11 protein-coding genes and 1 pseudogene are annotated in these 14,491 nt (G+C 63.3%); 1 reads left to right on the top strand and 11 read right to left on the bottom strand.

Annotated elements, in window-relative coordinates; all coding sequences use genetic code 11:
* Positions 1-791: 791 nt before the first annotated feature.
* Together R5H19_RS02350 and galE are read right to left on the bottom strand one after the other, a co-directional pair.
* Complete coding sequence (locus tag R5H19_RS02350; RefSeq protein WP_318157363.1) at positions 792-1,415, bottom strand: phosphatase PAP2 family protein; 624 nt, start codon at positions 1,413-1,415, stop codon at positions 792-794.
* 49 nt (positions 1,416-1,464) lie between these two features.
* A pseudogene (gene galE, locus R5H19_RS02345) lies at positions 1,465-2,438 on the bottom strand (UDP-glucose 4-epimerase GalE).
* Between the two features lie 201 nt (positions 2,439-2,639).
* Between galE and R5H19_RS02340 the strand changes: the two are divergent.
* A complete protein-coding gene (locus R5H19_RS02340) occupies positions 2,640-3,584 on the top strand; it encodes a GDP-L-fucose synthase (protein WP_318157361.1) in 945 nt (314 codons plus the stop codon).
* 110 nt (positions 3,585-3,694) lie between these two features.
* Here the strand turns inward: R5H19_RS02340 and R5H19_RS02335 are convergent, their stop codons facing one another.
* The 9 genes from R5H19_RS02335 to R5H19_RS02295 all read right to left on the bottom strand — a co-directional run bounded on the left by R5H19_RS02335 (position 3,695) and on the right by R5H19_RS02295 (position 14,412).
* Positions 3,695-4,441, bottom strand: a complete 747-nt coding sequence (locus R5H19_RS02335; protein WP_318157360.1) for an FkbM family methyltransferase — start codon at positions 4,439-4,441, stop codon at positions 3,695-3,697.
* Positions 4,438-5,670: a glycosyltransferase gene (locus R5H19_RS02330; protein ID WP_318157359.1), complete on the bottom strand. Its 1,233-nt coding sequence runs from the start codon at positions 5,668-5,670 to the stop codon at positions 4,438-4,440. Before R5H19_RS02330 ends, R5H19_RS02335 begins: the two co-directional genes overlap by 4 nt.
* Positions 5,667-6,653 carry an NAD(P)-dependent oxidoreductase gene (locus tag R5H19_RS02325; protein WP_318157358.1) on the bottom strand — a complete coding sequence of 329 codons (987 nt, stop codon included), beginning with the start codon at positions 6,651-6,653 and terminating at the stop codon, positions 5,667-5,669. The genes R5H19_RS02330 and R5H19_RS02325 overlap by 4 nt, the downstream gene beginning before the upstream one ends.
* Before the next feature lie 78 nt (positions 6,654-6,731).
* Complete coding sequence (locus R5H19_RS02320) at positions 6,732-7,886, bottom strand: glycosyltransferase family 1 protein (RefSeq protein ID WP_318157357.1); 1,155 nt, start codon at positions 7,884-7,886, stop codon at positions 6,732-6,734.
* Between the two features lie 10 nt (positions 7,887-7,896).
* Positions 7,897-8,634: a class I SAM-dependent methyltransferase gene (locus R5H19_RS02315; RefSeq protein ID WP_318157356.1), complete on the bottom strand. Its 738-nt coding sequence runs from the start codon at positions 8,632-8,634 to the stop codon at positions 7,897-7,899.
* The gene (locus R5H19_RS02310; protein WP_318157355.1) at positions 8,631-10,184 is read right to left on the bottom strand and encodes a hypothetical protein; all 1,554 of its coding nucleotides are present in this window, start codon (positions 10,182-10,184) and stop codon (positions 8,631-8,633) included. The genes R5H19_RS02315 and R5H19_RS02310 overlap by 4 nt, the downstream gene beginning before the upstream one ends.
* A 126-nt stretch (positions 10,185-10,310) precedes the next feature.
* Positions 10,311-11,837: a hypothetical protein gene (locus R5H19_RS02305; protein ID WP_318157354.1), complete on the bottom strand. Its 1,527-nt coding sequence runs from the start codon at positions 11,835-11,837 to the stop codon at positions 10,311-10,313.
* 71 nt (positions 11,838-11,908) lie between these two features.
* The gene (gmd, locus tag R5H19_RS02300; protein WP_318157353.1) at positions 11,909-13,036 is read right to left on the bottom strand and encodes a GDP-mannose 4,6-dehydratase; all 1,128 of its coding nucleotides are present in this window, start codon (positions 13,034-13,036) and stop codon (positions 11,909-11,911) included.
* A complete protein-coding gene (locus R5H19_RS02295) occupies positions 13,033-14,412 on the bottom strand; it encodes a glycosyltransferase WbuB (protein ID WP_318157352.1) in 1,380 nt (459 codons plus the stop codon). Before R5H19_RS02295 ends, gmd begins: the two co-directional genes overlap by 4 nt.
* Positions 14,413-14,491: the final 79 nt, after the last annotated feature.

The raw sequence follows: 14,491 nt of genomic DNA, 5'->3' as shown, positions 1-14,491 counted from the left end.
AGGGAGCACAGCGTGCAGCCGCGGGCCCGGTCCCTCCCCCTGCGCAGCAGGGGGAGGTCAGGAGGGGGTGTGCTCTTGATCCTGGCCCGAGAGCAAAGAGCGACCCCACCCCGGCCCTCCCCTGCTTTGCAGGGGAGGGGGCAGAGCGTGCGGCTGCGGGTTCGGTCCCTCCCCCTGCGATGCAGAGGAGGGAGCAGAGCGTGCAGCCCCGGGCTCGGTCCCTCCCCCTGCGCAGCAGGGGGAGGTCAGGAGGGGGTGCGCTCTTGATCTTGGCGCGAGAGGCGAAGAGCGACCCCACCCCAACCCTCCCCTGCTTTGCAGGGGAGGGAGCAGAGCGTGCGGCTGCGGGTTCGGTCCCTCCCCCTGCGATGCAGAGGAGGGAGCAGAGCGTGCGGCTTCGGGTTCGGTCCCTCCCCCTGCGCAGCAGGGGGAGGTCAGGAGGGGGTGCGCTTTTGATCTTGGCGCGAGAGGCGAAGAGCGACCCCACCCCAGCCCTCCCCTGCTTTGCAGGGGAGGGGCAGAGCGTGCGGCTTCGGGTTCGGTCCCTCCCCCTGCGCAGCAGGGGGAGGTCAGGAGGGGGTGCGCTCTTGATCTTGGCGCGAGAGGCGAAGAGCGACCCCACCCCGGCCCTCCCCTGCTTTGCAGGGGAGGGAGCAAGGCGTGCCCCCGGGATCGGTCCCTCCCCCTGCGATGCACGGGAGGGAGCAGAGCGTGCGGCTGCGGGCTCGGTCCCTCCCCCTGCGCAGCAGGGGGAGGTCAGGAGGGGGTGCGCTCTTGATCTTGGCCGGCCGTCAGCGCCCATGCAGTTCTTGCCGCACGTGCAGCGGCCCATCCGCCATATGCCGGGCGGCCGTCACCAGCAGGTCCTGCGTGGGAAAGTGGCGGCCGTAGACGAAGGGCAGCACCAGCAGCAGCGGCAGCAAGGCGAAAAACGCAGGCCAGGCCAGCCGCCACTCGTGCCCGTGCCGCCACAGCAGCGCCAGTGCGAACGCCGCGCCCAGCGCACAGCCCAGCACCACTTCGGACACCGAGTGCGCATGCAAGGCCACGCGCGAGCACGCCACCGCGACGGCCAGCAGCGCACCCAGCAGGGCGCCGCACAGGCGCCATGCCCCGCCGCCCCGCCCCGCCAGCAGCGCGAGCAAGGCCGGCCACACCAGGGCGGACATCGCGGCGTGCCCGCTCAGGCCGGTGAAATCCAGCCCGGGCAAGCTCAGCCCCCACACCATGAAAGCCAGCTTGCTGGCGGTTACCACGGCCGCCACGCCGGCCACCGGCAGCAGCCAGCGCCAGGCCAGCCCGCGCGTCGGTGCCGCCCATGCCAGCCACAGCGCGATCAAGCCGATGCACGGCAGCGTCACCGCGCTGTCGCCCAGCGCGGTGACGTGCATCCACACCTGACGATCGAACTGCATCAGCACGGCAAGCCTGCCGCGCAGCGGCCTTCACCATCCGACCAGTGCATCAGAAGCGCGGCTTGCAGTGCCATCGCCATGCGCTCTCGATGATGGACGCCAGCTCGGTGTACTTCGGCTGCCAGCCCAACCCGGCACGCGCCCTGTCGCTGGACGCGACCAGTACCGCCGGATCGCCCGCACGACGCGACGCGATCTCGTGCGCAACAACCCTGCCACTGACCTGCTCCGCCGCGCCGATCACCTCGCGCACCGAGAAACCGCGGCCATTGCCCAGGTTGAACGCGTGTGCTCCGTCATGGCTGTCCATGTACGCCAGCGCCAGCAGGTGCGCCTGCGCCAGGTCGTCCACGTGCACGTAGTCGCGCACGCAGGTGCCGTCCGCCGTGGGGTAGTCGTCGCCGAACACCTTGAGCGCGGGGCCGCTGCCCAGGGCCGCGCGCAACACGTTGGGAACCAGGTGCGTCTCCGGCGTGTGCGCTTCGCCGATGTCGCCGTCCGGGCTGGCGCCGGCGGCGTTGAAATAGCGCAGCGCGACCGAGCGCAGGCCATGGGCCGCATGCGCATCGGCCAGCATGCGCTCCACCATCAGCTTGCTGGCGCCGTAGGGGTTGATCGGCGCCTTCGGATGATCCTCGTCGATGCGCTCGCCGAGCGGCTGGCCGAACACCGCCGCCGTCGAGGAAAACACCAGCCGCTCCACCCCGTGCCGCTGCATCGCCTGCAGCAGGTTCAGGGTGCCGCCGACGTTGTTCGCGTAGTAGTCGTACGGCCGGGTCATCGACTCGCCCACCAGCGAACGCGCGCAGAAATGCATCACCGCGTCGAAGCGGCGCCCGGCGAACGCGCGCTCCAGCGACGCCGGGTCCAGCAGGTCCGCCTGCACCAGCTCGCCCCACTGCACCGCCTCGCGATGCCCGGTGGAAAGGTTGTCCAGCACCGTCACCGCCACGCCGCGCGCGGCCAGCCATTTCGCCATGTGGCTGCCGATGTAATGGCGCCACCGCAAACCAGCACCTTCATGCACAGGCCTCCAAATGCCCTGAGCCCACCATCATCCATCCGCTCGACCCTGCCGGCAGCATGCGTTCCACCCACCTGATGCAGCGCATCGACTTGCACAAGCCGGTCAGCAGCAACTGCCAAATCCGGCACATCTTAGCGACCGCGGCCATTATCATGGGCGGTCTGCTGCCGTTGCTCTCGCCTTGTGAAGGATTACTCATGCATCTCAACGCCCGCATCTTCGTCGCCGGTCACCGTGGCCTGGTCGGCAGCGCCATCGTCAGGCGCCTGCAGGCCGAGGGCTACGACAACCTGCTGCTGGCCGGGCGTGACACGCTGGACCTGCGCGACCGCGAGTCGGTCGAGGCGTTCTTCGCCGCGCACAAGCCCGAGTACGTGTTCCTGGCCGCCGCCAAGGTCGGCGGCATCCACGCCAACGAAACCTACCCAGCCGAGTTCCTGCTGCAGAACCTGCAGATCCAGAACAACGTGATCGACGCGGCCTACCGCCACGGCGCCAGCAAGCTCACCTTCCTCGGCTCGTCGTGCATCTATCCCAAGCTGGCGCCGCAGCCGCTCAAGGAGGAGTACCTGCTGACCGGCCCGCTGGAGCCCACCAACGAGTGGTACGCCATCGCCAAGATCGCCGGCATCAAGCTGTGCCAGGCCTACCGCCGGCAGTACGGTTTCAATGCGATCAGCCTGATGCCGACCAACCTGTACGGCCCCGGCGACAACTTCGACCTGGCCAACTCGCACGTGCTGCCCGCGCTGATCCGCAAGTTCCACGAAGCGAAGCTCAACGGCAATCAGCAGGTGGTGATGTGGGGCACCGGCACCCCGCGCCGCGAGTTCCTGCACGTGGACGACCTGGCCGATGCCTGCGTGCAGCTGACCAGGACCTACGAGGGCGAAGAAATCATCAACGTCGGCGTGGGCGAGGACATCAGCATCCGCGAGCTGGCCGAACTGGTGAAGGAGATCACCGGCTACCAGGGCGAGATCGTCAACGACACCAGCAAACCCGACGGCACGCCGCGCAAGCTGCTGGACGTGAGCCGGCTGCATGCGCTTGGGTGGCAGGCCACCATCTCGCTGAGTGACGGTGTAGAGCAGACCTACCGCTGGTTCGTCGACAACCAGGCCCAAGTGCGCGCAGCGTAAGTTTGACGGCACACGCATTCCCTGCGCCAACGAACCGAGCCTGAGCCGCATTCAATGAACCCGACCACTTTTTGAGGGCAGCGCATCGAATTCCGTGCGGCACTGTAATCTCAGTCTCCGATCCTCGTGTCAGGTCGCCCAAACAAAAAGTCCGCCTGCACCGCTCGACCTTGGTCGTCGTAGACCATGTGATACACACCGCGCAATGCGAACCCGCGCTGGCGCAGCCAATCGATGATCTCGTCGGCAAAGGCCTGTCCGGCGTACAACTCTACGAAGGAGCACTCGGCATAGACCCAGGCGAATTCCTCGAGAAGATCCTCACACCCGATCAGCGCCTGCAATTCGAAGCCCTGCACGTCGAGCTTCAACAACGCTGGTGCCGCGATTGTCCCGACCTGGACATGCTCGGTCAGGCGCTCAACCCGAATGGTTGTCGTGCCGACCTCGGCCGTACCTGAAAACAGTGCGTTTTGCGCAGCGGTGATCGACAGCAGCGAAGACGAATCGTCGCGGGCCGACAGATGAATCATTGCCTCACCAGACTGTGGGCCAAGCGCTGCCTCTACGAGCGTCGTGCGCGCGTCGCCGGCGAACACCGCTCGATATACCGCCGCCGGCCCGGCGAGCGGCTCGAAGGAAACGATTTTTGCCTGGGGAAAGAAATGCCGCGCCGCCAGCGCGAACTGGCCACGGTTGGCGCCCACGTCCACCACCATGCGCAGCGCGCCTAGGTGGCGTAACACGCCGGCGTGTTCTACGCCCGCGGCCACGTGCTGGCGCAATAACGCCCGGCGCCAAGAGGGCACGGGCAGGATGCCGGCAAGCTTGCCGACCTTGGCGATCAGATGCTTCATTGGGCTGCCTTGGAAGCAATGGGAAGCGGCCGACCGGGTTTAGACGCGCCGCGCTGCCGGTCAATCACGGTCCGATATTCCTGCGACAACGCTTCCACGATAGCGGGCCACGTATAGCGATCCCGCACGAGTCGCCGCCCGCCCTCACCCATGGAGCGACGACGCTCGGGGTCGCGCAGCAGCATCTCAAGCGCACCGGCCACCTCGTCAGTGTCGCAACGCGTCACGAGGCCCGCGCCGGCGCCGGTCACCGCATCGTGAATATTCACCTGATCGGAGATCACGACTGGCAGCGCGCAGGCCATGGCCTCGGCGACCGTCATGCCGAAGTTCTCGGTGTAGGACGGCAGCGCGAACACGTCAGCGTCCACGTAGGCCTGTACTACGTCGGCGCCATGTAGCGACCCAACGAAATGGACCGCCGCCTCCAGCCCGCGCTCGTGCACCCATGTGCGCACCTTTTGTCCGTAGTCGTCGTTCTCGGGACCGGCTATCACCAGTTGCGCGCGTGGCACGCGGCGCAGTAGCGCTTCGAAAGCAGGGATCAACAGGTCAAGGCCCTTCTTGAAATGCAGGCGGCCCAGAAACAAGACCATAGGCTCTTCGCCAAGACCCCAGCGCGCCCGAAGTGCCCCGCGTCCCGGAAGCGTGTGGTAGCGCGCCCAGTCCAAGCCGTTGGGCACGACAAAAGATGGCGCCTTGATGCCAAGAAATGCCGCGCGCTCGCGCTCCTCCGCGGCGGTGTAATGTATGGCGCCAGCCGCATGCAGGTTAGGCAAGTCGAACCAACGCTCGTAGAGGCGCTTGAGGCGGGCGCTGCCTACGGAGCTCTTGTCGTACAGGTAAGGGTCGATGGAGCCGTGCGGCCGAATGACGTAGGGTACGCCTTGCCTGCGCGCCTGCCAGGCGGCGTAGGTGGGAGGGAAGCGATAGAGCCCGTGGACGTGGACAATGTCGTAACTGATGATGTGCTGATCGATATAACGTTTGAAATCGAGCGAGAAAAGGAGAGGCCTGAACTCGACCGAACAATGCCGTAATCGGGCGCCATGGTAATCGATGAACCGGTTTGGCACGACGGGCAACAAACCGCGCGGTGCATCAACGTTCGTCGACACCACGTCCACCTCAAATCCAGCCTCACATTGAGCGGCTATAAGATCATGCAGAACGGCTTGCGGGCCACCGAAGTTGCGCGAAAGCGCTTGCAAAACATGCAGTACCCTCATAGCCTCACCGCATCCACTTGTAAACGGGTCGCGCGATACCATTCGAGGCTCTTCGCTATTCCCTCCTCCAGTGATACAAACTCCTCTGCCTCCTGGGGCACAATCAGTTCTTCGGGTACGCTCTCGTTGACGGTCAGCCGGAAAAGGCGATCCCCATTCACGGGAAAGCCCAGTCCCAGCCATTCGAGAAAATCACCGATCAATGCCCCGACCCGCCATAAAGGCAACGGTACGCGCCGAACCGGCTTTCCGCTCAAACCAATCGAAAACCCGTTCATCCACTCGGCGTTGTCTATGGCGCCATCCGTAATATACCAAACCTTTCCGTTGACGTCGGCCGGGTGCTCGGCCAAGGCGACGTACAGGATTTGCCTCACTGCATTTTCAACGTAGCCGTAATATTTGCGGACGGGCTTGAGCCCCGGATGCACGTAGTACCTGAGTTCAAGATATCGCCATAGCTCATAAGGAAAGAACGCGTGCCGCGGGCCCCATATATTAGTGGGACGTATAATTGACCAAGGCCGCTTGCAATCGGACCGAACCGTACGCTCGGCGACTGCCTTGCTTTCACCATAAGCGGTGTAAGGTTCGAGATAACTGGCGTCAGGCGGCCGAACGCCAGGCATTACGACATACTGGGTCGACGTGTTGACGAACAGCTCCACACTGCTGGCAGCATTCACGCATCGAACGACGTTTTCGGTGCCTAGCGTATTGTCTGGAAAGTCGGCGACTGTATTGCCATTGAGGTTCGCTTTAGCTGCCAGATGGATGACACGCGTCGGGCGGAAATCATTGAATGCGGCGGTTAGTGCCTGTGCATTCTTGATGTCACACGGAGCCCACTGCTCTTTCTGCGCCGCGGCTGAGGGGGCCTTAATATCTAGGTTCACTACCGCATGGCCGCGAGCTGAAATTGCAGCCATCAGATGCGAGCCGATGAAGCCCGAACCGCCAGTCACTAAGACTCGCTCTGTCATACATATCTACCTGTATTTCGTGTCATCAGTTTTTACGAAACCATGGCTGTATCCACCAGCTAACCAAATAAGTCGCGTTCACGCCTCATCCTCAAAAACTGGTTGAGTCGCGGCGACGGTTTGTCCGGCGTGCCGGTACAATTTCAAGTAGCCCTTTAACATCGCAGACATCGAAAACCGTACCGCGTTTTCTAGCCCTTTCCTGCGCCAGCGCTCGCACTCGGCGAGATCCGATGCGATCTTGCCTGCTGCATCCACTGGGTTGGCCGGGTCGATGTATATGGCGGCGGGCCCGCCGACGTCATTCATCGGTGGGCGGTTGGTGGTTACGACTGGACAGCCACATGCCTGTGCCTCGACTACAGGCCAACCAAAACCTTCCTGCAACGATGGGAATAACAATGCCTCGGCGCTGGAATAAAGCGCGCGCAGTTGTTCGTTGGACACTTCCACCCGTTCAACCACGCGGCCGTCCAGCTTCAGGCTGGCGACGAGCAAGCGCATTTCTTCGGTCCAAGGCTTTCCAGCCATTACCAGGCGGTGGCTTCGGTAGGCAGGATGCTGCACTAACTCAGCGAACAGACGCAGCACGCCGGGGCGATTTTTGTACCACTGGTTGCCGCCGACGTGGAGGAAGAACGCTTGGTTCGGCTCCAGCCCGAGCGCGTCCAGATACGGCTTGACCTCGGCTGCGGGCATCGACCGGTACGGGTAGTTAAGCGCGTTTGGGACGACCGTAAGCCGATCCTCTGACAAGCCGGCCACGCGCTGCAGTTCCTTGGCCGTCTGCATCGAGACACAGGCCACCGCCTGCGCCTTGCGCAGGCTACGCAGGATCCAGCGTTGGTAGATCCGTCCTGACCACCCTGTTGGCGACTCCGGAATTTCACCCAGCGCGGCGCGGATGGCGAGCATGTCGTGGCAAGTCACCACGTGCGGCTTGCCACCCAGGTGCGGGACGTATACCGCGTTGGCGTGGTCGCAGATGTGCACCACGTCGGCCCAGTGCAGCTGCCGGCGCAGTAGCGGCGGGTAGAGCAGGAAGCGGTCCAGGTAGCCGATCCACTTGGCAAGACCCATCTCACCACGCCGCAGACGGCCCAGCCATACCGGCGGACGCACCAGTCGCACTTGGTGACCGGCCGCCGCCAGGCCGTCCCGCAGCATCACGGCGAAGCGCTGCATGCTCTGCTGGCGGAGGTTTTCGTAGTTGCCGATCAGCAGCACTTTCATCTGGCGGACCTCATTTGGTCGCGACCGCGAGTAGATTCCGCGAGAAGATGTGCGCCTTGCTCGTATCGCCCGTTTCGGCCGCGTTATAGAGGCGTAACACGCCGCGGAAGCTTCTCCAGAGCAGCCAGCGCAGCGCGCTCTTGGCGCCGCGCACCACTGGAGCGTCTTCAAAGCAGCGCACTTCGCCGAACCCCGAGGACAACAGGAGTTGGTTAAGCGAGGTGCGGGTGAAGGCCAACTCGTGCGTCAGGTCGCCGTAACGGACGGCACCAAAGAAAGGCGATTCGCCGTTGGGGACGTGGATGATCCAGCGTCCGCCGGGCTTGAGTGCGCGCCGCACTTGGTCCACAAAGGGCAGGAGCTCATCGCGGGTGAAGTGTTCGATCACGTCGAAGGCCACGACAATATCTAGCGAGGCGTCGGCCTGTGCCGCGAGTGTCTCGCGCAGATCGCCCTCCTCCACGCCTTCTATGCCAAGCTGCTTCGCTGCCACAACTTGCTCTGGCGAACCATCGACGCCACGCAGATTGGTGTAGCCCGCCTCGCGGGCGAAGTGCAGCAGCGCGCCGTGGCCGCAGCCCACGTCCAACACGGCGGCGTGACGGTCGGCTGGAAAATGTGCTGCCACCAATCGCCGTAAGGACGGCGCTCGCGGCGCCAGCTCGGCCAACGTGGGCGGCGCGAGCGACTGCGCACGGGCCTGGACGTAACGATTGTAAATACGGGTGCGATAGGTATCGGCGGTCACAAATCGTGCTTTCCATGTTGAATCCCAGGGGCCTGCAGGCCCTTGGGTGGATGTAATACAGCCTGCCGGAGGTCGCGCCTTCGCAGTCGGATTTGATAGCTCTTGCCGATCGACCAAAACACTACTGCAAACGCCGGAAATCCGCGGAGAGCAGCACCGGCGTATTGGCCAAAGTCACCTTGGCCTACGTAAACGACCACAAAGTTACAAAAGAAAAAAATGGCGTAGATATTGCGATGAAGCTGCCAACCCAGCTTCTTCATCACCAGCAGAACCCCCAGGAAGGTGATGAATGGAATCGTCAGCAGGCCCGAGACGCCGTAACCGGCATAGGCCTGCCCAGCCAGCGGTAGCGTTGGGAATTTGCCGCCTTCAGGATCGACCAACCCATAGTGGACCAGCGTGTTGTAGGCCTCAGTGTACTCGGGCTTGTTGGGGTAGATGAAGCTCGGCACCAGCCGCGCAAATGCGGGCCAGATGGCATCCCCGCCCCACGGATGAGAGCCATTGACCACGGCAATGACGGGGTCGACTTGTTGCACCGAAACATAGCGGCCGAGCAGCATTTGACCGGTGCCACTTTTGCCGAAATAGTTGTAATAGCCGCCAGCAAATTGGCCGGCTGCCAGCCGCTCAAAGCGATCGAACTGTTTCGGATCGTCCAGCAGCGCCGTGAAGTTGGACTCTACAAATCCAATTCGTTCGCTAAGGCTCATTTTCTGTTGACCCATAGCTCGTAGCGCATGGACCATCGGCGCGATGACTGCACCAAAAAGCAACACGCCGGCGGCCAGGACAATTATCGAGCGGAGAGGAAGTCCGCGCCGGTAAAATAGCACCGTGACGAAATGACTTAAAACAGCCAGCGCCGCCAGTGTTTTGGAATTGTCGATCAAACCCAGAAAGGCCGCGGCTGCGATAATGGATGCTAACCGACCATCGAACGCACGGCGGTTCCCGCTTTTCTCCAGCAAGGCCCCGGTGCGCGCAATTACTGCCATGAACAGCAGGTCGCGAAACAGCGCCACTCCTCCAAACCCGCTGCCCTCTGGATCCTGGAAAAGGCTGTTCAGAAACCAAAACAGCACGCCTAGAGCAAAGCAAGCCCAAGAAAAGTAAGCAAGGAAATGTGGATCTCGCACCGGCTTGAAGATAGGCCGACCCACGCCGAGCCGTCGGACCAGCAGTAGCGCAGCGAACAGTGCGCCACTCGTTGTCGCCAGCGCAAGGAAGGAATCTAGCGGCGAGTAAAGGTTGCTGTCGAGCGGCTGGCCCAGAAGGGTCTTTGCGTAAAGCGCGATCAGCACGTTGCCAAGGGCGTAAAGCAGGCCGACCCAGGAGCCGAGGTTGTAGGCGCCCAGCACCGCAAAGCCCAACAGCCCGAACAAGGCTGCAAGAAGAGCAAATGTCACAACTGCCAAGGAGGCGCCGAGCACCAGTTGCGCCAGCGCCGCAGTGACCGCGGCTAGCCCCAGATAGCATGCTAAGCGCCCTCCCTTCAGCGAAAGCAGCGGTCCTCTCCCGGCATGCGCGCTGCGCGGATGAATCATCACGAAGTACCACTCGCATTGCCGATGTAGGCGATACGTAAGGCACGCGACTGCTGGCTATTCGGCCTGTTTGAATTAAGGTCGGAGGGAGGCGTTCCGGAGATGGAACATCCCGCCTTCGATTCGTCAGCGAACAAGGGCTTTGCCTCTAATAAGATTCAACAAAGGAAGAGGATTGGCGGCCGAAGCAACGCTGGCCAGCGGGCGTGCTTGGAGCAGGGGTGCGGTTGCGCCCAAGGTGAATAGAACCATGATTGTGTCCATCGCCAGCAGCGCCATGCCGGCGCCGGCGAGGGAGCCGGTTCCGTGGAGCAGCATCGCCGCCAGTCCCACGGCGGCGGCGGAAGCAAACACATAGATCGACGCCGCCCGCAGGTGACGATTGGCGGCTTTGAGCACGATAAGCGCGCCATACCAGAGCACGCTGGCAAGGGCGGACCCGAGCAGGCAGGCAAACAGTGCGGGGTGCATCGAAACGTTGCCATGGGTCCAGACGTCAAGAATGACTCCTCCAAATACTGCCAAACCGATGGCGGTTGCCAAGGCCAACCACAGCGCGCCGCGCAGTGCCTGCACAAATAGGTCCCGCATCAGGACGTGGTTGCCCACTCCGTAGGCGACCGCCAGCTCGGGCTCCGCCGCGTTCGCCACCGCCAATACGAGTTGCAAAGCGAGTCGTGTCAGCGTGCGCAAGGTCGAAAAGACCACTACTGCCAGCGGGCCCAAGACGGCACCAACCACTAGAACCATGCCTTGAACATTCAGTGCTTGGGCTAGTGGAATAGCCATGTTGGCCAGGGCTGGCCGCGCGAGACGTTGCAGTTCGGCGCGCCGCGCGTGGATCATTCCGAAGTGCAGCCAACGGTGTCGCTGAACTAACAGCAGGGCAAAGGCTACTCCGGCGATGGCGCGTACCACAAAAAAGGCGGTTGCCGCAGCCACTGGGCCGCCTCCGCCCAAGGCTACGATCCAAATGCTACTGTATTGGAACAGGCGCATTGTGCTGTTCAGACCCATATGAAGCGCATAGTCACCACAGGCACGAAAGCCGGCGTGGTTCACCCCATCTGGCAATGCAACGAATACTTGGGCACATAGCAACCACAACACCCAATGCGCGGCTTGCGCGTTCATCGCCTCAAAATGGAGACCGGCCAGCGGCAGGCGCCAGACCAGCACAGCGCTCAGCACCAGCCCAACTCCGGCGATCGCGTAGACCGCCACGCCCAAGCTTTGGAACACCGCCAGCGCGCCCGCGCGGTCGCCGCGGGCAACCCGGGCACTCATGTCGTTGCCGGCGGACTGCGAAAAGCCCAGGTCGGTCATCGACAGGTAGGCTGGGATAGCGAACAAGATCAGCCATTCACCATAGAGCTGTGTGCCCCAGGCATGCAGCAAGATGGGCACGCCGACCAGTTGCACGATGACTGTGACGAGCTGGCCGTAAGCATTGGCGCCCAGCCCATGCAGCAGGCGACGGGCTACCGTGGCATCCATGCGGAGCGTCTGGACGGCGGCCGCGCCGATCGACAAACCCGGTGGTTTTTCTTTAATCACGTGAAACGAACTCGCGGCGGAGTGACCGCCAGTCATGGTTTTGAAGAACAGGGGTGCATTCGCAAGGCGGATCGTAAGGCGGGTTACATCACACAATGCGTTCCTAGGTCAACAACCGAATGCTTCATGTCATTCATGTGCGAAAGCTCCGTTGAAACCCAAGGCAGTCAAGGCCAACGTTCGCTCGCCACGGGGGTTGTATAGCCATTGGTTTTCATGAATGCATGCCGCCCTGCTACCTCCAGATCATTGCCAATCATCTCCTCAATCATCTCCTGCAGCGCAATCTGCGGCACCCAGCCCATATCCGCCTTCGCCTTTGACGGATCTCCCAGCAGTGTCTCCACCTCCGCCGGGCGGAAATACCGCGGATCCACCGCCACGATCACGTCGCCCACCTTCACCGCGGGCGCCTTGTCCCCGTTTACGGACTGAACTATTGCCCTCTCTTCGACACCTTCGCCCTCGAACGCCAAGGTGATCCCCAGTTCCTTCGCCGCCATGTCGATGAACTGACGCACGCTGTACTGCACGCCAGTAGCAATCACGTAATCCTTGGCCACATCCTGCTGCAGCATCATCCACTGCATACGTACGTAGTCCTTCGCGTGGCCCCAGTCGCGCAGCGCATCCAGGTTGCCCATGTACAGGCACTTCTCCAGCCCCTGGGCGATATTGGCCAGGCCACGGGTGATCTTGCGGGTCACGAAAGTCTCGCCGCGGCGCGGGCTCTCGTGGTTGAACAGGATGCCGTTGCAGGCGTACATGCCGTAGCTCTCGCGGTAGTTCACGGTGATCCAGTACGCGTACAGCTTAGCCACGCCGTAGGGGCTGCGTGGATGGAACGGGGTGGTTTCCTTCTGCGGCACTTCCTGCACCAGCCCATACAACTCGGAGGTGCTGGCCTGGTAGAAGCGGGTCTTGTCGGTGAGCTTCAGGAAACGGATCGCCTCGAGCAGGCGCAAGGTGCCCAGGCCGTCGACGTCGGCGGTGTATTCCGGCATTTCGAAACTCACAGCCACGTGGCTCTGCGCGCCCAGGTTGTAGACCTCGTCCGGCTGCACTTCGGCCATGATGCGGGTGAGGTTGCTGCTGTCGGTGAGGTCGCCGTAATGCAGGAAGAAACGGCTGTCGGCCTCATGCGGGTCCCGGTACAGGTGGTCCACGCGCTGGGTGTTGAGCGAGGAGGCGCGGCGCTTGATGCCGTGCACTTCGTAGCCCTTCTCCAGCAGCAGCTCGGCCAGATAGGAACCATCCTGGCCGGTGATGCCGGTGATGAGTGCGCGTTTGGTCATGGGTCGTTCCGCAAGTCAGAAGATGAGTGGTGCTTGCCGGGCTCGGCGCATGCCGTACCCAGCAACAGCTGCAGTTGGTGTTCGAATGCGCCCAGTACCGCATCACGCGACAAGGTGGACAATGCCTGTTGGCGAGCCGCCCGGCCGAGGTTCGTGCGCAGGTCGGTATCCGTGGCCAACCGGCGCAGCGCGTCGACAAACGCGTCCACTTTACGCGGTGGCGTGACGAGTCCACACGATGCCACGGCCTGCGCCACGCCGGTGCCCGGCAAGGCAGTGGCCAGGATGGCGCGGCCGCTGGCGAGCATGCCGGTGAGCTTGGACGGCATCACCAGGTCGGCCACGTCGGCGCGCTGCGGCAGCAGGTGGATGTCGGCCAGCCCCAGCCAGTCGCGCAGGCGTTCGGTGGGCTGCAGATCGAGGAAGCGCACGTTGGGCAGGCCGCTGCAGGCTTGTTCAAGCATGGCGCGGGCCGGGCCTTCGCCGCCGAAGACGAAGTAGAGGCTGGGGGTGGAGCAAGAGCTCACCCCATCCGCCCTGCGGGCACCTTCCCCTGCAAGCAGGGGAAGGGAGGAGAGACGCTTGGCACCTTCTCCTGCAAGCAGGGGAAGGGAGGACAGTGCCTGGGCGGCTTCGCCGAGCAGTTCCAGGCCCTGCTTGAGGCCCATGTTGCCGGAGTACAGCGCCACCACGGCATCGGCGGGAATGCCGAGTTCGGCCCGGTACGGGCTGGGCTCGGTCAAGGGGCGGATGGCATCGGTGTCGACCCAGTTCGGGAAGAACACCCGGCGCTCCGGCGGCACGCCCTTGCTGGCGAGCCTGTCGAGCATGCGGCTGGAGATGGTGGAGACCCGGTCGAACCGGCGCAGCAGCCAGCGTTCCGCCGCGAGGGCGAAACGGCGCAGCCGGCCGGCGTGGACGATGCCCATGTCCATCGCCGCGTCCACTTCGAAATCCTGGATGTGCAGCCAGCATTTCGCGCGCACCAGACGCGCCAGTGCCCAGGCGCCCGGAGCACTGGCCAGGGTGGGCGCGATATTGATCACCAGTTGCGGCCGCCACGCCAGCGAATACGCCATCGCCAGCAACGAAGTGAATGCGAAGCTCGCGAGGTGGAGCATGCGGGTAAGACCTCGCGGCTGGGCGGGTACCCAGATCGGGCAGCGGATTACTTCGACATTGGCCACGCGTTCGCGACGGAACCAGCGTGTGCGATGCCCCGGCCATACCTTCCACGCCGGGTAATACGGTGGCGTCGAAATTACCCTCACGTGATGGCCACGCGCGGCCAGCCACTCGGCGAATTCGCCCGTGTACTTGCCGGTGCCGATGTTCTCCGGGGCGTAGTTGATGCCCATGAGGACGATGCGGCTCACGCGAACACCGCAGATCGGGAATCGCCCATCCTGGCCAGGCGAGCGCCTGCAGCCGGTTCCACGCAACCAGCGCCTGAAA

It is taken from the genome of Rhodanobacter sp. KK11, from assembly GCF_033345435.1.
Taxonomy (GTDB): domain Bacteria; phylum Pseudomonadota; class Gammaproteobacteria; order Xanthomonadales; family Rhodanobacteraceae; genus Rhodanobacter.
Note: the sequence above shows the minus strand (reverse complement) of the source record. Positions and strands in the feature narration are given on the sequence as shown.